16 protein-coding genes are annotated in these 16453 nt (G+C 66.3%); 6 read left to right on the top strand and 10 right to left on the bottom strand.

The window, feature by feature from the left end; all coding sequences use genetic code 11:
- Positions 1 to 2: 2 nt before the first annotated feature.
- Positions 3 to 1244, bottom strand: a complete 1242-nt coding sequence (locus AC1DDG_RS17815) for an MFS transporter (protein WP_476877100.1) — start codon at positions 1242 to 1244, stop codon at positions 3 to 5.
- A 27-nt stretch (positions 1245 to 1271) separates the two neighbouring features.
- Positions 1272 to 1715 carry a MarR family winged helix-turn-helix transcriptional regulator gene (locus tag AC1DDG_RS17810; protein WP_476877099.1) on the bottom strand — a complete coding sequence of 148 codons (444 nt, stop codon included), beginning with the start codon at positions 1713 to 1715 and terminating at the stop codon, positions 1272 to 1274.
- Between the two features lie 167 nt (positions 1716 to 1882).
- Here AC1DDG_RS17810 and cycA point away from each other — a divergent pair, with 167 nt between their 5' ends.
- Positions 1883 to 3343, top strand: coding sequence for a D-serine/D-alanine/glycine transporter (gene cycA / locus AC1DDG_RS17805; RefSeq protein WP_476877098.1), 1461 nt, complete (start codon positions 1883 to 1885; stop codon positions 3341 to 3343).
- Between the two features lie 75 nt (positions 3344 to 3418).
- On the opposite strand, the gene AC1DDG_RS17800 is transcribed toward cycA, so the two are convergent.
- Together AC1DDG_RS17800 and AC1DDG_RS17795 are read right to left on the bottom strand one after the other, a co-directional pair.
- Positions 3419 to 4354 (bottom strand): hypothetical protein, encoded by a 936-nt coding sequence (locus AC1DDG_RS17800; RefSeq protein WP_476877097.1) that lies wholly within the window; start codon positions 4352 to 4354, stop codon positions 3419 to 3421.
- Positions 4355 to 4376: 22 nt separating this feature from the next.
- Entirely contained in the window at positions 4377 to 5108 is a 732-nt protein-coding gene (locus AC1DDG_RS17795; protein WP_476877096.1) for a TetR/AcrR family transcriptional regulator, read from the bottom strand.
- 102 nt (positions 5109 to 5210) lie between these two features.
- Between AC1DDG_RS17795 and AC1DDG_RS17790 the strand changes: the two genes are divergently transcribed.
- Positions 5211 to 5888: a DUF2306 domain-containing protein gene (locus AC1DDG_RS17790; protein ID WP_476877095.1), complete on the top strand. Its 678-nt coding sequence runs from the start codon at positions 5211 to 5213 to the stop codon at positions 5886 to 5888.
- Here the strand turns inward: AC1DDG_RS17790 and AC1DDG_RS17785 are convergent.
- Positions 5885 to 6304, bottom strand: coding sequence for a winged helix-turn-helix transcriptional regulator (locus tag AC1DDG_RS17785; RefSeq protein ID WP_476877094.1), 420 nt, complete (start codon positions 6302 to 6304; stop codon positions 5885 to 5887). The two genes, AC1DDG_RS17790 and AC1DDG_RS17785, sit on opposite strands and share 4 nt — an antisense overlap.
- Positions 6305 to 6408: 104 nt before the next feature.
- Between AC1DDG_RS17785 and AC1DDG_RS17780 the strand changes: the two genes are divergently transcribed.
- Positions 6409 to 7281, top strand: coding sequence for an SDR family oxidoreductase (locus AC1DDG_RS17780; RefSeq protein ID WP_476877093.1), 873 nt, complete (start codon positions 6409 to 6411; stop codon positions 7279 to 7281).
- Positions 7282 to 7382: 101 nt separating this feature from the next.
- On the opposite strand, the gene AC1DDG_RS17775 is transcribed toward AC1DDG_RS17780, so the two are convergent.
- From AC1DDG_RS17775 to AC1DDG_RS17765, 3 genes are read right to left on the bottom strand one after another with little or no spacing between them, the layout of a single operon-like run.
- Positions 7383 to 8546, bottom strand: coding sequence for a mannitol-1-phosphate 5-dehydrogenase (locus tag AC1DDG_RS17775; protein ID WP_476877092.1), 1164 nt, complete (start codon positions 8544 to 8546; stop codon positions 7383 to 7385).
- Complete coding sequence (locus AC1DDG_RS17770; RefSeq protein ID WP_476877091.1) at positions 8546 to 10579, bottom strand: PTS mannitol transporter subunit IICBA; 2034 nt, start codon at positions 10577 to 10579, stop codon at positions 8546 to 8548. The genes AC1DDG_RS17775 and AC1DDG_RS17770 overlap by 1 nt, the downstream gene beginning before the upstream one ends.
- A gap of 57 nt (positions 10580 to 10636) precedes the next feature.
- The gene (locus AC1DDG_RS17765) at positions 10637 to 11365 is read right to left on the bottom strand and encodes a TetR/AcrR family transcriptional regulator (RefSeq protein WP_476877090.1); all 729 of its coding nucleotides are present in this window, start codon (positions 11363 to 11365) and stop codon (positions 10637 to 10639) included.
- Between the two features lie 160 nt (positions 11366 to 11525).
- Between AC1DDG_RS17765 and ptsP the strand changes: the two genes are divergently transcribed.
- Positions 11526 to 13211 (top strand): phosphoenolpyruvate--protein phosphotransferase, encoded by a 1686-nt coding sequence (ptsP, locus tag AC1DDG_RS17760; protein ID WP_476877089.1) that lies wholly within the window; start codon positions 11526 to 11528, stop codon positions 13209 to 13211.
- Between the two features lie 18 nt (positions 13212 to 13229).
- Here ptsP and AC1DDG_RS17755 read toward each other — a convergent pair whose 3' ends face one another.
- Entirely contained in the window at positions 13230 to 14111 is an 882-nt protein-coding gene (locus AC1DDG_RS17755; RefSeq protein WP_476877088.1) for an alpha/beta fold hydrolase, read from the bottom strand.
- 66 nt (positions 14112 to 14177) lie between these two features.
- Here AC1DDG_RS17755 and AC1DDG_RS17750 point away from each other — a divergent pair, with 66 nt between their 5' ends.
- Both AC1DDG_RS17750 and AC1DDG_RS17745 read left to right on the top strand, forming a co-directional pair.
- On the top strand, positions 14178 to 14576 hold the full coding sequence (locus tag AC1DDG_RS17750) for a helix-turn-helix domain-containing protein (protein ID WP_476877087.1): 399 nt from the start codon (positions 14178 to 14180) through the stop codon (positions 14574 to 14576).
- Positions 14577 to 14695: 119 nt separating this feature from the next.
- The gene (locus tag AC1DDG_RS17745) at positions 14696 to 15049 is read left to right on the top strand and encodes a hypothetical protein (protein WP_476877086.1); all 354 of its coding nucleotides are present in this window, start codon (positions 14696 to 14698) and stop codon (positions 15047 to 15049) included.
- Positions 15050 to 15090: 41 nt separating this feature from the next.
- Here AC1DDG_RS17745 and AC1DDG_RS17740 read toward each other — a convergent pair whose 3' ends face one another.
- Positions 15091 to 16305 (bottom strand): PucR family transcriptional regulator, encoded by a 1215-nt coding sequence (locus tag AC1DDG_RS17740; RefSeq protein WP_476877085.1) that lies wholly within the window; start codon positions 16303 to 16305, stop codon positions 15091 to 15093.
- Between the last annotated feature and the right edge of the window lie 148 nt (positions 16306 to 16453).

Here is a 16453-nt window from a genome sequence, read left to right as displayed (position 1 = left end):
GGCTAGACCACGTGGGGCTCGTGGGCCGCCAGGTAGCGGCGCCCGCCGAACACAACGGCGATGGCCACCACCATGGCTGCCGCTCCCGCAAAGAACGGCACCTGGGGACCGAAGTGTTCGCCCAGCTGTGCCGCGGCGAACGGGGCCAGCGCGCCGCCCATCCAGCGGACGAAGTTGTAGCCTGCCGAGGCAACCGGCCGCGGCGAGTCCGATACGCCCATCGCGAGTTCGGTGTAGATCGTGTTGTTGATTCCCAGCAGCGCACCCGAGACCACCACCAGCACCACAACCACCGGCACCGAGTGCCCGGCGGCGAGGCCCAGCCCGATCAGGTCAAGCATCAGCACGGCGAGCGTGCCGGTGAGCACCCTGGTTGCGCCGAAGCGGTTCTGGAGCACCGGCGCCACGAAAACGGAGAATACCGCGACGGCGACGCCCCAGCCAAAGAACACTCCGCCGATGCCGTACGCGTCCATGCCCAGGATGAAGGGCGTGAAGGCGAGAACCGTGAAGAAGCCGTAGTTGTAGAACAGGCCGCTGGCCGCGGTCGTCCGCAGTCCCTTGTGGCCCAGGGCGAGCAGCGGGTCACAGAGCCGGACTTTGCGTTCGGGGAGGGGCGTCTTGGGCAGCAGGGCGATGAGGGCAATGAAGGCGGCCGCCATGAGTACAGCGGTGCCGAAGAACGGTGCCCGCCACTGCCAGCCACCCAGGAGCGCGCCGAGGAGCGGGCCAAGGGAGATGCCCAGCCCCAGGGCGGCCTCGTACAGGATGATCGCGGTGCCTGCACCGCCGCTGGCCACTCCCACGATGACGGCCAGCGCAGTTGCCACGAAGAGCGCGTTACCCAGGCCCCAGCCGGCGCGGAACCCGATCAGCTCACCCACGCTGCCCGACGTTCCGGACAGGGAGGAAAACACCACGATGACGGCCAGGCCGGCCAGCAGGGTCCGCTTGCCTCCGATCCGCGAGGAAACGAAGCCGGTGATCAGCATGGCGACGGCGGTGACCAGGAAGTAGCTGGTGAACAGCAGCGAGACCTGGCTGGGGCTGGCATCCAAATTCTTGGCGATGGCCGGCAGGATGGGGTCCACGAGGCCTATGCCCATGAACGCGAACACCGCCGCGAGGGCCGTGGCCCACACCGCCTTGGGCTGTTTGAGGATCGAGGCCTTTTCCGCCTCGATCGTTTCCTGCACTGCGTTTTCCTGCACTGCCGGCAGAGTCTCTGCGCGCTGGCCGTCCATGGATGGCACTCCTAAGTGTTGGCTGTTTCAGTTCTGAAGTGAGCTGTTGATTTTGTCGATAACGGGCAGCGCGGCGGCCAGGGCCTTCCGGTCGTCCTCCGTGAGCGCCGCCAGGATCCCGGCCATGACGGCGTTGCGGCGCTCATTGGCGGAGTCGACGGCGGCACGGCCTTCCGTGGTCAGCACCACCCGGACGGCACGTGAGTCGTCCGGGTCCGCTTCGCGGCGGGCGAGGCCGGCACGTTCGAGCTTGATGACCTGTTCGGTGGCGCTGGGAACTTTCACGCCGAGGTTGCGGGCGATCTCCCCCACGCGGACGCCGTCGTCGAGCAGCATTTTGAGCGTGCTGAGCTGGGCGGCGCTGAGATCGCCGTCGGCGTCGAGGCGGCGCACGAGGTACACGCTGTGGCGCAGCGCCTCACGGAAGTCTAGGGCGAGGGTCTGCAGCTCTGTTTGTTCGCGTGTGCTCATAGTTAGGTAGCCTAATAGTTAGGTACCCTAACAGTCAAGTGCGAAGGCCGGGGATGGGGCAGCTGAGACGGGTGATACGTCGTCCAGCGCGACCAGGATGTAGGTTGGAGACGCTGATTTTGTAACCGCCACCACCCTCGCGGCGGACTTTTCAAAGGATTTTGCACATGTCTGAGCAGACAACCACTGGGCAGAGAACTGCCTCCAGCCGGGACAGCGAGCCCCACCTTTCACGCTCGCTGAGCAACCGGCACATCCAGCTGCTGGCCATCGGCGGCGCCATCGGCACCGGGCTGTTCATGGGCTCCGGCAAGACCATCTCGGTGGCCGGGCCGTCCGTGATCTTCGTATACATGATCATCGGCTTCATGCTGTTCTTCGTGATGCGGGCCATGGGCCAGCTGCTGCTGTCCAACCTCAACTACAAGTCGTTCAGCGACTTCGCCGGGGACCTCCTGGGCCCCTGGGCAGGCTTCTTCACCGGCTGGACCTACTGGTTCTGCTGGGTGGTGACCGGCGTGGCCGACGTGATCGCGATTGCCGGCTACGCCAACGAATTGTGGCCAGGCATCCAGCCGTGGATCCCCGGTTTGGCCACCATCGTGATCCTGCTGCTGCTGAACCTGCCCACGGTTAAGGCGTTCGGCGAGACCGAGTTCTGGTTCGCGCTGATCAAGATCGTGGCCATCGTGGCGCTGATCGCCGTAGGCCTGGTGATGATCTTCACCGGTTTCCAGTCCGACGCCGGCACGGCCACTTTCACGAACCTTTGGAACCACGGCGGTTTCTTCCCGCGCGAGTTCATGGGCTTCGTGGCTGGCTTCCAGATCGCGGTCTTCGCATTCGTGGGCATCGAGCTGGTGGGAACAGCCGCGGCCGAAACCAAGAACCCGGAACACAACCTGCCCCGCGCCATCAACGCCATCCCGCTGCGCGTCATGCTGTTCTATGTCGGCGCACTCGTCATCCTGATGTCCGTCACGCCGTGGACCGAGTTCCAGGCGGGCCACAGCCCGTTCATCGGCATGTTCTCGCTGGCCGGGCTGGGGATTGCGGCCACCGTGGTGAACCTCGTGGTGCTGACATCCGCCATGTCCTCGGCCAACTCCGGGATCTACTCCACCTCGCGCATGGTCTTCGGGCTTGCCAACGACGGCGACGCCCCCAAGGTCTTCGGCCGTCTCTCCAGCCGCAAGGTCCCGCAGAACGCCCTGTTCCTTTCCTGCGTGCTGCTGCTCGCCGGCGTGGCTCTGCTGTATGCAGGCAAGGACGTGGGAGTGGCGTTTGACATGGTGACCACCGTGTCCGCCGTCTGCTTCATGTTCGTCTGGTCCATCATCCTTGCCAGCTACCTCGTGTTCCGGAAACGCCGCCCCGAACTCCACCGGGCCTCAACCTTCAAGATGCCCGGCGGCATTCCCATGGTGTGGGTGGTCTTCGCGTTCTTCGCGTTCCTGGTCTGGGCACTGACCACGCAGCCGGACACGCTCACGGCGCTGCTGGTCACGCCGATCTGGTTCGCCGTCCTTGGCGCTACCTACGCTGTGGTCCGCCGCTCGCCGCTGCACCAGGCACGCGTGGCGGAATGGAAGGCAATGGCGGCCGCCGAGACCGTGTCAGCCAGCTAGCTCGAATTTCCGAAGGCAGGGACCGGGATCTTCGCCCGGTCCCTGCCTTTTTTGTCGTCGTTCCAGGGCTCGAGGTTACTGGTGCCCGTACCACTCGAGTACACGCAGCGCCCTGAGCGTGTTCCACCGGCTCGGCCGTCCGTCGCCCACCTCCATGGCGAAATGCACCCGCCCGGGATGGGTGTTCTCCAGCAGCCAGGTCCCGTCGGACCGCCGCTTCGAGCGCAGCACCCCGACCGCCTCGGCCATGCGTTCATCCGACGGTCCCCCGACAGCCCGGAAGTACTCAAGTCCGCGGAGCACGTCGTAGAACCAGCGTGTGGGGTACGAGAACTGCAGCCAGTCCCGGTCGATCAGCTCCCCTGTGCTCTTGCGCCGGAGAAGGGCGCGCTCCAGCAGATACTCCTCGCCACGCCGCCGACCCGCGACCGACGCCGGCGTCCCCCCGGTGGCCCGTTCATGTTCCAGAAGCCCTTCGAGTACGTTGATCGTCGTCGCGAATGACGACCGCGTGGAGCCTCGTTCCGCCTCGCAGTTCCAGCCGCCGTCGGTAAGCTGCTCACCGAGCAGGCGCGCAACCACACCGTCGACGTTCTCCCCGAAGTAGGCGCCGAGGGCGACGGCCTTGCCGTTGATGCACGGCTCCACCTCGCCTTCGAAGAACGGCTGGCCGCCCTCTTCCCAGCGGCTCTTCTCCCGGACGAGCTCGACGGCGCGGCGGGACGCATCGCTGCGGGGATCCAGGCCGAGGTCGCGCAGGAGCAGCAGGCTATAGGTCGTGGCGGTCCAGGGCTGGCCCTTCTCGGAGCCATCGTAGGATGACGGGAAGAACGTGCCCCCGTCCCATTGGCCGTCCTCGCCTTGCAGCTCGAGCAGGCGGGCACCCCAGCCTTCTGAAGAGATGCGGGCCCGCTCGGCGAGTACATCCTCCTCCGGCGCGTCGGTGAGGTCACGCAAGACCTGCCAGCGGACCGAGGGGTCAGAGTCGAGCAGCCAGTCGAGGACCTCCATCCCCTCAACCTATGGCGTCGGACTATCCCTGGTCCAGCTTCGCCCCCTTCGAGGTCCAGTCCTGGTGATGAAGTCGCTCAAAGCCGTCAAGGAGCAGATCGAGGGCGAACTCAAACTCAAACTGGTCGTCACAGCCCTGCCCAACCACTTGGCCGTCATCGTGTGTGGCCGCCATGGCGACCTGCAATATGCTCGGATAGCGCGCAGCCATCTCCCGGTACATTGCGGCCTGCACCTCCGGGTGCATCTCGGCCTGGCCACCCGCCGTCTGGCCTGCCGGATCGTCGAACAGCTCCTGGGTAAAGCCCCACATGCGGCTGCCAAGGGCATGCATGACGTGGTGGGTGAGATCGACAGAGAAACCGCCGGCCAGGAACATCGCGATAAACGAGTCCATGTACCCAAGCACGGCCGGCGTCCTGTTGGTACGGGATTCCAGCACCGGGCGGCCCCAGGGATGCCTGAGGAGCGCCCGCCTCGCCGAGAGCACCCTCAGCTTGACCGCAGTTTTCCAGCCTGCATCGCCGACTGCAGGATCGATCTCGCCGACCAGCGTGCCCACCATACCGTCGAGAAGTTCCTCTTTGTTCGCCACGTGCTTGTACAGCGCCATGGGCACCACGCCGAGCTCCTGCGCCAGCCTGCGCATGCTGACCAGCTCGATGCCCACCTCATCGGCAAGCCGGACGGCGGCCTCCAGCACGCGGTCCCGACTCAGGGGGACCCGGCGCGCAGTCTCCATCTGCTGAGCCATGTGCGCACCTTCCCTTTGCCGTTTTCCATTGACAAGTGTACACCGTACACCTATCGTCAGACATGAGGTGTACACCGTACACCGGGAAGCGGAGGATTCGACATGCCAACTGAAATCATCGGTGCCCCGACGCTCGTCGGGCTCCCCCGGGCCCAGTGGCCCGTGCCTGCCGGGCTGATCCTCCTCAGCCTGATCCCGGTGATTTTCGGGGCCCTGCGCCTGACCGAGTTGACGGCCGGGGCTGCCATCACGCCGCAGAACGCGCGGTTTTTCGCGTCACCAGTCCCGGTGGTGACGCACATTGCGAGCGTCACCGTGTACTCCCTGCTCGGAGCGTTCCAGTTCGTTCCCTCACTGCGACGCCGGCATGGCTGGCACCGCATCGCCGGCCGCATCCTGATACCAGCCGGCCTGCTCGCCGCCCTCTCCGGCCTGTGGATGTCTGTCTTCTACGCCCTCCCGGACGGCCACACCGACGTCCCGCTCCGGCTGTTCTTCGGGACGGCAATGCTGGTGAGCATCGTCCTGGGCCTCGTCGCGATCTGGCGCCGTGACTTCGTACGGCACAGCGCCTGGATGACGCGCGCCTATGCGATCGCCGTCGGGGCGGGAACCCAAGCCCTGGTCAGCATCCCCTGGCTACTGCTGGTGGGCCCAACCGACGTTCCGACCCGCGCGGTGCTCCTGGGGGCGGGCTGGGTGATCAACGTCGCGGCGGCGGAGTACGTCATCCGTCGGCGCTCTCAGCTGTCCGCGCGGGCGTCCCGGCAGGCTGCTTAGCTTCGAACGGCTTTAGAGGCCGATCCCGAATCCGCGGAACCCGGACGAGCGTTGACGATCCCGTCCGCGTGCTCGGCAATCCAGGCGACCAGGGGCAGCATCAGCGAGGCAAGGTCATGGCCGCTGGCGGTGAGGCTGTAGTCGACCCGGGGAGGAATGATCGGCTGGGCGTCGCGGCGCACGAACCCGTCGCCTTCGAGGGTCTTCAGGGTTTGTGCCAGCATCTTCTCGCTGATGCCTTCGGCGCGCCGGCGCAGGTCACTCCAGCGCTGCGGCCCCTCGGACAGGGCGACCAGAATCAGGACGCCCCACTTGCTGGTGACATGGTCGAGAACAGTCCTGCTGGGACAGCCCGCGGGGAAAATGCCGCCAGCAAAGGGAAATACAGGCTCGCTGACCTGGGCACTAACCTTCATGCAGGTACCTTACCTTAAAGTGCGTACTCTCTTCTGGGAAGTATCCAACCGGGCGGGCGGTTTGCATCAGTGACACTCACTCCACTGGTGAAAGGCAATAAACCATGACCATCGTCATTACCGGCGCCACCGGCCAGCTCGGCCGCCTCGTCGTCGAAGCACTTCTCAACCGAAACGTTCCCGCGGAACAGATCGTGGCCGCCGGCCGGAATCTTGCCAAGATCGCCGACTTCGCCGAGCAAGGCGTCCAGGTCCTCCCCATCGATTACAACGACGCCGATTCCCTGCATCAGGCGTTCAAGGACGCCGAGAAGGTGCTGCTGGTCTCCGGCAGCGAGGTCGGCCAGCGTATTGAGCAGCACCGGAAGGCCATCGACGCCGCCCGTGAGGCGGGCGTCGGACTGATCGCCTACACCAGCATCGCCAACGCTGACACGACCGGCATGCAGCTGGCCGCCGAACATCAGGCCACGGAACAGGCCCTCCGTGATTCGGGCCTGCCCTTCACTTTGCTCCGCAACAGCTGGTACCTGGAGAACTACACCGACCAGCTTGCCGTGCAGCTCCAGTACGGCTCCGTGCGCGGCAGCGCCGGGGATGGCAAGGTCAGCGCCGCCACCCGGGCCGACTACGCCCAGGCCGCTGCAGAGGTGCTGCTCAGGGACGACCAGGCCGGCAAGGTCTACGAGCTCGGGGGTGACGAGCCGTTTACCCTCAGCGATCTCGCCGGAGAGGTCAGCGCCGCCACGGGCACACCGGTGAAGTACCAGGACCTGCCGGCGGAACAGTACGCGCAGGTGCTCGTCGATGCCGGGCTGCCTGAGGCCTACGCCGCCATCCTTGCGGACAGTGACCTCGGCATCGCCCGGGGCGATCTGCTCGTGACCAGCGGTGATCTGAGCTCGCTGATCGGCCGGCCCGCGACTCCCATGCGCGAGGCCGTGCAGGCAGCGGCCGGCACCGTGTCCGCCGGCTAGCGCACGACGCAAACGCACGACGCAAACGCACGGCGCAAACGCACGACGCCGGAACTCACCTGAGCTCCGGCGTCGTGCCTTGTGCGGGTGGCAGGGTACGCCTATGCCGGCGCCGTGACGCCCTCTGCCTTGCGCTCCTCCACGAGCCCGCAGACGGCGGCGAACAGCGGGTGGTCAGCCGCCAGCCCGGTGATCCGCTCGGTCGCGTCGGCCGGCTCGGTGGAGGCCAGGATCTGCCCGAGTTCCACCGCTTCGGTGTCGGCGGGGTCGTTGAAGCGCAGGGCCGCCGCGATGGCCCCAAGGAGCGCCTCCGGGACAATTCCGCGCTCCGCGAGTTCCGCGGCCGGACCAATGAACCGCTCGTTCCGGCTGAGCTTTCGCAACGGCGCCCGCCCCACGCGGTTCACGGTGTCCGGCAGGTGCGGGTTGGAGAACCGGCCCAGGATCTTCTGGACGTAGGCTTCCTGCTCCTCGTGGTTGAACCCGTGCTTGGAAACGAGCAGCTGTTTGGTTTCGTCGAGCACTGCCCGGACATCGGCCGCTACGTCCTGGTCCGCCATGGCGTCGGAGATCTTCTCCAGTCCGGCCTCGAACCCGAAGTACGCCGCAGAGGCGTGTCCCGTGTTGACCGTGAACAGCTTGCGCTCGATGTACGGCCCGAGTTCGTCCACAAACGTCGCCCCGGGGATGACCGGCGCGGAGCCCCCAAAGGGCGTGCGGTCGATGACCCACTCGTAGAACGTCTCCACCGTGACGTCGAGCCCCTGGCCCGCCTCCTGGTTGGGCACGATCCGGTCCACTGCGGTGTTGGCGAACACGGCCACGTCCTCCAGCGGCCCGGCGGCGTCGTCCCATGACGAGACGATCGCCTCACGCAGGATGTCCGTGGCGTTGATGGCGTTCTCGCAAGCCATCACCTGCAGCGGCGCCAGGCCGGCGGCGCGGGCCGCAATCCCCTTGGCGATTGCCGGGGCCACGAACTTCAGGATGTGCGGCCCAACAGCGGTGGTGACGATATCCGCCGTCGCGATCTCCGAGATCAGCTGCTGCTCCTGCGTGCCCGAGTTGACCGCCCGGAAGTTGTCCACGGTGCGCACGGTGGGGTTCTCCCCCACCTCGTGCACGTCGTAGCTGTCCGCGGCCGCTAACTGGGAGATGAGGGCTTCCGCCACGTCCGCGAACACCACCTCATACCCTGCCTGGTGCAGCAGCAGCCCCACGAACCCGCGGCCGATGTTCCCGGCTCCGAAATGTACAGCCTTCACTATGCGTTGACCTTTCCGAACAGATCCAGCACTTCCTCCACTGACGTTGCGGCCTCAAGCTGCGCCACTTGCGCCTTGTTCGTGAAGACCTTCGCGATGGAGGAGAGGATGTGGAGGTGTTCGTTGTTGATGCCGGCCACGCCCACCACGAACTTGACCTGCTTGCCGTTCCAGTCGATGCCGTCCGGGTAGCGGATCACGGAAACTGCGGACTTCTTGATGTGGTCCTTGGCGGCGTTGGTGCCGTGCGGGATCGCCAGGAAGCTGCCCATATACGTGGAAACGGATTCCTCGCGCTCGTGCATGGCGAGGATGTAGTCGTTGTCCACGGCGCCGCGCGCCAGCAGCAGCTGGCCCGCCTCGTCGATCGCGGCGTCGCGGGTTGCGGCGGAGCCGTTGAGGACAACGCTTTCAGCCACAAGGATGTCCGACGGCGGCGCGCCGGCTTCCGCTGGCATCTCGCCAGCGGCGGCGCCGGCCGCCGCAGCGGGGGCGGCGGGTGCCGCAGCGGGGGCGGCGGGTGCCGCAGCATCGCCGCCGGCAGATTCCGGTGCGTTGCTGCTCTTGACCAGTTCCACGATCTCGTCATAGCGCGGGCTGTTCATGAAGTTGTCCACGGAGTAGTGGACGGCGCTGGACGTGACGGGCTTGGCCCGCTCGGTGAGGTCCTGATGCGTGACCACCACGTCGTAGGTGTCGCTGAGGCTGGCGATGGACGCGTTGGTGACCTTGACGCCCGGGAAGCCCGCCGCCTTGATCTTGTTCCGCAGTACGGAGGCGCCCATGGCACTGGAGCCCATGCCGGCGTCGCACGCGAACACGATGTTCTCGACGGGACGCGTCAGGACCGCGGTTCCGCCGGCGCCCGCACCCGTGAGGACGGAGGAGACGGAGCTCTTCTTGCCCTTCATGTCCTCCATGCGGCTGGTAGCGGCGCTGAGGTCGCCCTCGTCACTGTGGCGAGTGGTCTTCAGAATCACCGAGGCGACCAGGAATGACACGGTGGCGGCAAGCAGAACCGAGAGGATTACGCCCACATAGCTGTCCCTGGAGGTTTGGGCGATCACGGCGATGATGGAGCCCGGGGCCGCCGGAGCGACGAGGCCGGAGCCCGTGACGGCCAGGGTGGCGATACCCGTCATGCCACCTGCGATCGCGGCCAGGATCAACAGCGGGCGCATCAGGACGTACGGGAAGTAGATTTCGTGGATGCCACCAAAGAAGTGGATGAGGGCGGCGCCGGGGGCTGAGGCCTTCGCCGCGCCACGGCCGAAGAACATGTAGGCAAGGAGGATGCCCAGCCCCGGACCCGGGTTGGCCTCGAGCAGGAACAGGATGGACTTGCCCTGTGCAAGCGACTGTTGGATGCCCAACGGGGTAAGCACACCGTGGTTGATGGCGTTGTTGAGGAAGAGGACCTTGGCAGGTTCGATGAAGATGCTGGTCAGCGGCAGGAGGCCGTTGTTGACCAGGAACTGGACCACATTGCCGGCGGCCGTGCTGAAGGCCTGAACCAACGGGGAAATGCCATAGAAACCGAGCATGGCCAGCAATGCGCCCCAGATGCCGGCGGAAAAGTTGTTCACGAGCATCTCGAAGCCGGGCCGGATCTTCCCGTCCCAGAGGGCATCGAGCTTCTTTATGGTCCAGCCGCCGAGAGGACCCATGATCATGGCGCCAATGAACATGGGGATACCGGCGCCGACGATCACGCCCATGGTGCCGATGGCGCCAACCACGCCACCGCGGACGTCGTAGACCATCCTGCCGCCGGTGTAGGCGATCAGGAGCGGCAGCAGGTACGTGATCATGGGGCCGACAAGGCCGACGTTCGGCGCGCCCGCTGCGTTGGTGCCAAAGCCGCCAAGTTGAGGGACGGGTATCCAGCCCTTTTCAATGAAAAGCGCCGTGATGATGCCCCAGGCAATGAACGCCCCGATGTTCGGCATGATCATGCCGGACAGGAACGTCCCGAACTTCTGGACGTGAACGCGCGCACTGGTACGGGGTTTTGCAACTGTCTCTGTTGCCATGTGATTTCCTAACCGTGATCCCTGCTGCACCGCAGGATGGTCCGATATATTCGACGACTAGCTGGTGGAACTGGTGGAGATCCTGTGGAGCCACTCGAGAAAGAGCTTGAGTTCAGAGCTGGAGAGCTGGTCCGAGTGGGACGCCTGCAGCGCCGCGTTGAGCGCTATGGCAGCCACCACCACTGACGACTTTCCGGAATCCTCCGGGCTGGCGTCCCTTCCCTGGTCCGCGGAAACAGCGAAGATCATGGCGTCCCGGGTCATGGTGGACAGTTCGAGGTTGCGCTCCGAGGCCGGCTCCGCGATCAGCATGAGCGTGACGCCCACATTGGCCGCGAGGATGCTTCTTGCGGCTTCCCGCGGCTGGACGTTCAACTGGCCGGCCGCGGCAGCCTTGTTCAGCATTTCCTCCATAAGGGCCTCGGCATCGGCAACGATGGACGGGCGGCTCTCGGGGCGGATGTTACCGAACATGACCAGATACAGTTCCGGCTGGTTGAGCCCGAACTGCACGTGGTTGTCCCACATCCGCCGGATGTCTTCCAGCGGCTGTCCGGACGGGGCGAAATCTCGTTCGCCCGCCACATATTCTTCAAATCCCGCGGCAACTACCGCGTCAAACAGGCCCTCCTTGTCACCGAAGTGGTGGTACAGGGTGGGCGCTGTAACGCCTGCCAGCTGCGTGATCTGGCGGGTTGATACGGCTGCTCCCGAGGACTTGGCCAGCAATTCGGCTGCCGCACGCAACAGCCTCATCTTGGGTGGAAGCTGGCCATCGAAACTCATAACCGCTACCCTATCACCTATAGCAACGCTATATGAACTGCATCACATACAATTTTTTCAGGCACCGCAAACAACATCGGACGCAGCCGTTCCGAACCGCCCGGACCAGTCCGGGCAGGGACCGGCGGGCCTGGCTACCGGCAGAGAACGAGGACCTTCAGTGCAGAACTTCCCAGGAGTTGGCGTCAGCCCAGGCCGCATCATCGGCACCGTCCGGCAGATGCCCAAGCCCATCAGCGAACCCGCGGCCGGCGAACAGCTGCCGGCCGGCACGTCCCCGGAGGACGCGACGGCGGCGCTGAAGGCAGCAGCGAATGCCGTGCACGATGAGCTCAAGGCCCGTGCAGACCACGCCACCGGAGACGGCAAAGCCGTCCTGGAAGCGACGGCCCTGATGGCGAAGGACACCATGCTGATCAAGGGCGCGGCGAAGCTGATCGCCCGCGGCATGTCCGGTCAGCGCGCAATCTGGGAATCGGGCTCATCGGTCGCGGAAATGCTCCACAATCTCGGCGGCTACATGGCGGAACGGGCCACCGACATCCTCGACGTCCGCGCCCGCATCGTGGCCCAGCTCCGCGGCGTAGCTGCCCCGGGCATTCCCACCTCAGAGTCTCCGTTCATCCTCGTGGCCGAAGATCTTGCGCCCGCCGACACCGCAACCCTGGACCCGAACAAGGTGCTCGCGCTGGTGACGGCCGGCGGCGGCCCGCAGTCACACACCGCCATCATTGCGCGTTCGCTCGGGCTGCCGGCCGTGGTGGCCGCGGTGGGCGTGGACGAACTGCCGGACGGCACCGAGGTCTATGTGGACGGCGCGGCAGGCTCCATCACCGCCAACCCTGACGATTCGCTGCGCGCTGCTGCCGAGACCTGGGCGGCCACCGCCTCCCTTCTCGCCGAGTTCAGCGGCACGGGCGCGACGGCGGACGGGCACCTGGTCCCGCTGCTCGCCAATGTGGGAGGTGCCAAGGACGCCGAGGCCGCAGCCAAGCTCGGAGCGCAGGGCGTGGGGCTGTTCCGGACGGAATTCTGTTTCCTGGAGCGCGACACCGAGCCCTCCGTCGAGGAGCAGGCTGCCGCCTACAAGGGTGTTTTTGATGCCTTCCCCGGAAAGAAGGTGGTCCTCCGGACCCTGGACGCCGGCGCTGACAAGCCGCTCCCGTTCCTGACCGACTCCACCGAGCCCAACCCGGCCCTGGGCGTCCGCGGCTACCGGACGGACTTCACCACTCCGGGCGTCCTGGAACGCCAACTGGAGGCGATCGCCCTCGCCGAGAAGCAATCAGCGGCGGACGTCTGGGTCATGGCCCCGATGATCTCCACGGCCGAGGAAGCTGCCCGGTTCGCCACGATGTGCGCCGAAGCCGGAATCGAGACCCCCGGCGTGATGGTGGAGGTTCCGTCCGCCGCCCTCACCGCCGACACCATCCTGCGAGAAGTGGGCTTCGCCAGCTTGGGCACCAATGACCTCACGCAATACGCGATGGCCGCCGACCGCCAGCTCGGTCCGCTGGCCGGCCTGAACACGCCCTGGCAGCCGGCAGTACTGCGACTGGTGGGACTGACAGTGGAAGGGGCGGCAATCGAGGGCCACAACAAGCCCGTGGGCGTCTGCGGTGAGGCAGCGGCCGACCCCGCCCTCGCCGTCGTCCTGACCGGCCTCGGCGTGACCACCCTGTCCATGACGGCCCGTTCACTGGCTGCCGTGGCCGCGGTCCTCAAGACCGTCACACTGGCCGAGGCACAGGAGCTTGCCAAACTGGCGCTGTCCGCGCCCAGTGCCACCGAAGCGCGAGCCTGGGTACGGGAGAAGCTCCCGGTCCTGGAAGAGCTCGGACTGTAGCCGAGGTGACTGTTCTGCCTAGGCTGTGATGCCGTCGGCGGCTGTGCTGGCCCAGTGGACAATGGCCTGGGCCACGGCCGCCGGCGCGCTGTCCTGGACCACGTGTCCGAAGCCGGGCACCTCAACAAATGTCCCCTGCGGCGCCTGGCGTGCGAGAAATTCGCACCAGGGACGGCGGGCAATGGGGTCCCTGTCGCCGCGGAGCACCAGCACGGGCTGGGTAATGCCACACACCCTCGTGTCCAGCGGGTACTCCATCATCACGGGCAGCTGCGTCAGGTACCAGCGGAGCCCGGTCTTGAAATAGTCGGTGAAGACCACGATGTTGGTGGACGGGCTTTCGCTGAACAGTGAGTCACGGGTCAGGGCAAGCGAGTGCCAGACGGCGCTCTTCCGCGCTCGATCCACCACCGGGCCCATGAGCACCACCCGGCTTACGAGGCCCGGTTCCTGGAGGGCGAGCTCCGCGGCGAACTGCGTCCCCATGGAATGGCCCACCACCACGCAGGACTGGACGCCGGCGTCGGCGAGGACCGCCGCGACGAAGGCTGCATATTCGTCCACCGTCACCTGGCGGCCCGGCCGCGGCGTTTCGCTGAAACCGGGCAGGTCGAAGGAATAGACGACGGCGCCGCGCGCCTGCCGGCCGCCCGCCAACCCGCTGCCCCCAGCCAATTCCAGGTGAAGTTTGGCCAGGTAGCGGTGCGAGACCCCGATGCCGTGGAGGAGCACGAAGACCTGAGGCCCTGCGGTCGAAGGCTCGCCCGCGCGCCCCATACCGGCCGCCTGTTCTGGGCCGGTTTGCCCCATGACGGTTGCCTGTCCCTGGCCGACCGGGGACACGTAAAGGCGGCCGGTCAGGCCGTTCGCCGTGACATCCACTCCGTCGTCCAGTTTCATCCGCTGAGCATACCCGCCGCTGGCACGGCCCGGGGCCATCGCCATGGCAGCGGTTAGGCTTCTGCCATGGCATTGATAGCTCCCAGGGTGGCGGCCGCACTCCCCGCCGAGGATGCACAGAAACTCCATCATGCGCTTGACGGCGGCACCGACATCACCGTGTTCGTGGACGGCACTGTCCACCGCCTGCCACCCGCGGCGAGGGACGCCGTCGTCGACCTCCTGGCGCGGTTCAGCCGCGGCGAGGCTGTGACCGTGAGCAGCGTGGAAGAAATGCTCACCACGTCCCAGGCCGCGGAACTCGCCGGAATTTCCCACACGTACCTGCGGAACATGACGGACCGGGGTGAGATAGCCGTGGAATACCGCGGAACGCACCGCCGGATCCGTCTGGCGGCGATCATGGCTTGGCTGGAAGGGCAGAAGAAGCAACAGGCCGCCGCGGAACGCGCCGACGGCACCTGACAGTGTTTGCGGGACGCAAAATGACGTGCCTCCACTCCCCGGTGACGGCGTGATAAGGATCAAGCAACGATCCCGCCAAACCAGGGAATCGAGCCACTGGGCGGGGTTACTCTTTACTCGTGTTGAGATTCCGGGGGTTGCACATCGTGGCGGGCATTGCCGCCATGGGTGTGGCAGCCGTACTCGGAATGATCGTGGAACTGAACAACACGGCCATCTTCACGTCCAGCTGCGTAGCCTATGTGGCCGTCTCAATGTGGGCGGAAAGCAGGATTTCCCGGCGCCGCGCCCAGCTGCAGGGCCTGCTGCCGCAGATCCCGGACGCCACGGCGCTGGAGCACCCGCCTGAGCAGCTTGTGAAGGAACACTTCCCGGGCGAGCAGCCCGGCGGGGAGCAACGCCCGGTGGAACAGCGCCCGCTGGAGCAGCGCCCGGTGGAACAGCGCCCGCAACTGGACGGAAATGCCGCCTGACGGCTGGATCCGACGGCTGGACGCAGGAACGGACCCGCGGCCTAGATCCGCGGCCGCGCCGCCCACCGCCGCGTCTTGAGTGCGGCGTGCAGCTCCAGCCGGACCATGCCCTTCAGCGGATCCACCCCCAGCAGCTGCCGGATCCGGCCCAGCCGGTTGTAAATGCTGCTGCGGTGCAGATGGAGCTTCTCCGCGACATCCTGCACGGAACCGTCGTTGTCGTAGAGCAGCTCAAGAACGGGCAGCAGTTCGCCGTTGCGGTCGTGGTCCTCCAGCGCCCGGAAGTTCACGGACCCCGCATCGCCCCAGACGCCGGCGCCTCCGCCGGCTGAGGCAAGGAGTTGGTAGACGCCCGTCGCCCGGCAATCCACGAGTTCCCCCAGCTGGGCGTCCACCGCCGCGGCCTGGGCGGCCACCCGCGACTGCCGGTAGGCCTCGGCGAGGTCCTTGGTCCGGGTGAAGCCCTCGCTGATACCGAGGATGATGCGGTGCACGGGGCGGCCCGAACGTTTAGCGAGCTCCAGCTGGTAGTGCACCAGCACCTGGGCGTGGTTGGCGCGGCCCGTGGATTCCCGGAACAGCACCACGGCATGGGTTTCGGCCCCGGCACTGAACAGGGCCGCGTCCACGCCGATGGTTGCCTGCAGCGCCGCGGACCTGTGAATGAGCGTGGAAGCGATCGGATCAGGTGCCGCCCAGCCGTCGGCGTCGAGGACCGTCACCAGCTGCCAGGGGCCGCGGTCCTGCACTTCCTTCCAGCCTGCCACGGCGGCCACGGCGTTGGCCTCCCCGGCACAAGCGGCCAGGAACTCGCGTTCGCGGCTGCGCCGGAACTCGGATTCAGCCGTGTTGGAGTCCAGGAGCAGCCCGGAGAGCAGCTCAAGTTCGTTCCGGACGTCGGGCAGCTGGGTGAGAATCGCCGTCGCGCTTTCCTCCTCAAGGTCCTGCTGCACCCAGAGGTAACCGACGCGGAAACCGCGGACCATCAGCGGGACGCAGACGCGTCCCAGCATTCCCAGCTCCTGGTTGGCAGGAACCACGACGGGGCGCACGGCCGTGGCGATCCCGTGCGAGAGCTGCCACGCCTTGACGTCGACCGGCACGCGCTTGCTGAGCAGGAAGTTTACCCGGACCCGGTCGGCGTGCGACTGGTTGGAACTGTAGGCGAGCAGGAGCCCGTCCAGGTCCTCAAGCGACAGGCCGCGGCCCAGCTTCTGCGCCACTCGCTCCACGAGCTCCTCCACGTCTTGCTGCATGCAGCAAGACTACGTCCCGGAAGGCGTTCCGGGCGAACGGACAGCAGGCGACACTTGACGCCCCCACGCTCGACAAACGTCTAGCCTCGGACTCCAAAAATCGCGGAAAGTCGCGGTTTTCGCTGCGGTCAGCCTCGGCTCAACCTGT

It is taken from the genome of Arthrobacter sp. 10L430 (assembly GCF_056395245.1).
Note: the sequence above shows the minus strand (reverse complement) of the source record. Positions and strands in the feature narration are given on the sequence as shown.

What these genes read in the sequence shown, in the direction of transcription:
- AC1DDG_RS17765 (WP_476877090.1), bottom strand. Translation starts at nt 11,365, where the DNA reads ATGAGTTTCGATGGCCAGCTTCCACCCAAGATGAGGCTGTTGCGTGCG.
- AC1DDG_RS17785 (WP_476877094.1), bottom strand. Translation starts at nt 6,304, where the DNA reads ATGAAGGTTAGTGCCCAGGTCAGCGAGCCTGTATTTCCCTTTGCTGGC.
- AC1DDG_RS17750 (WP_476877087.1), top strand. Translation starts at nt 14,178, where the DNA reads ATGGCATTGATAGCTCCCAGGGTGGCGGCCGCACTCCCCGCCGAGGAT.
- AC1DDG_RS17740 (WP_476877085.1), bottom strand. Translation starts at nt 16,305, where the DNA reads ATGCAGCAAGACGTGGAGGAGCTCGTGGAGCGAGTGGCGCAGAAGCTG.
- AC1DDG_RS17770 (WP_476877091.1), bottom strand. Translation starts at nt 10,579, where the DNA reads ATGGCAACAGAGACAGTTGCAAAACCCCGTACCAGTGCGCGCGTTCAC.
- AC1DDG_RS17755 (WP_476877088.1), bottom strand. Translation starts at nt 14,111, where the DNA reads ATGAAACTGGACGACGGAGTGGATGTCACGGCGAACGGCCTGACCGGC.
- AC1DDG_RS17780 (WP_476877093.1), top strand. Translation starts at nt 6,409, where the DNA reads ATGACCATCGTCATTACCGGCGCCACCGGCCAGCTCGGCCGCCTCGTC.
- cycA (WP_476877098.1), top strand. Translation starts at nt 1,883, where the DNA reads ATGTCTGAGCAGACAACCACTGGGCAGAGAACTGCCTCCAGCCGGGAC.
- AC1DDG_RS17800 (WP_476877097.1), bottom strand. Translation starts at nt 4,354, where the DNA reads ATGGAGGTCCTCGACTGGCTGCTCGACTCTGACCCCTCGGTCCGCTGG.
- AC1DDG_RS17810 (WP_476877099.1), bottom strand. Translation starts at nt 1,715, where the DNA reads ATGAGCACACGCGAACAAACAGAGCTGCAGACCCTCGCCCTAGACTTC.
- AC1DDG_RS17795 (WP_476877096.1), bottom strand. Translation starts at nt 5,108, where the DNA reads ATGGCTCAGCAGATGGAGACTGCGCGCCGGGTCCCCCTGAGTCGGGAC.
- AC1DDG_RS17790 (WP_476877095.1), top strand. Translation starts at nt 5,211, where the DNA reads ATGCCAACTGAAATCATCGGTGCCCCGACGCTCGTCGGGCTCCCCCGG.
- AC1DDG_RS17815 (WP_476877100.1), bottom strand. Translation starts at nt 1,244, where the DNA reads ATGGACGGCCAGCGCGCAGAGACTCTGCCGGCAGTGCAGGAAAACGCA.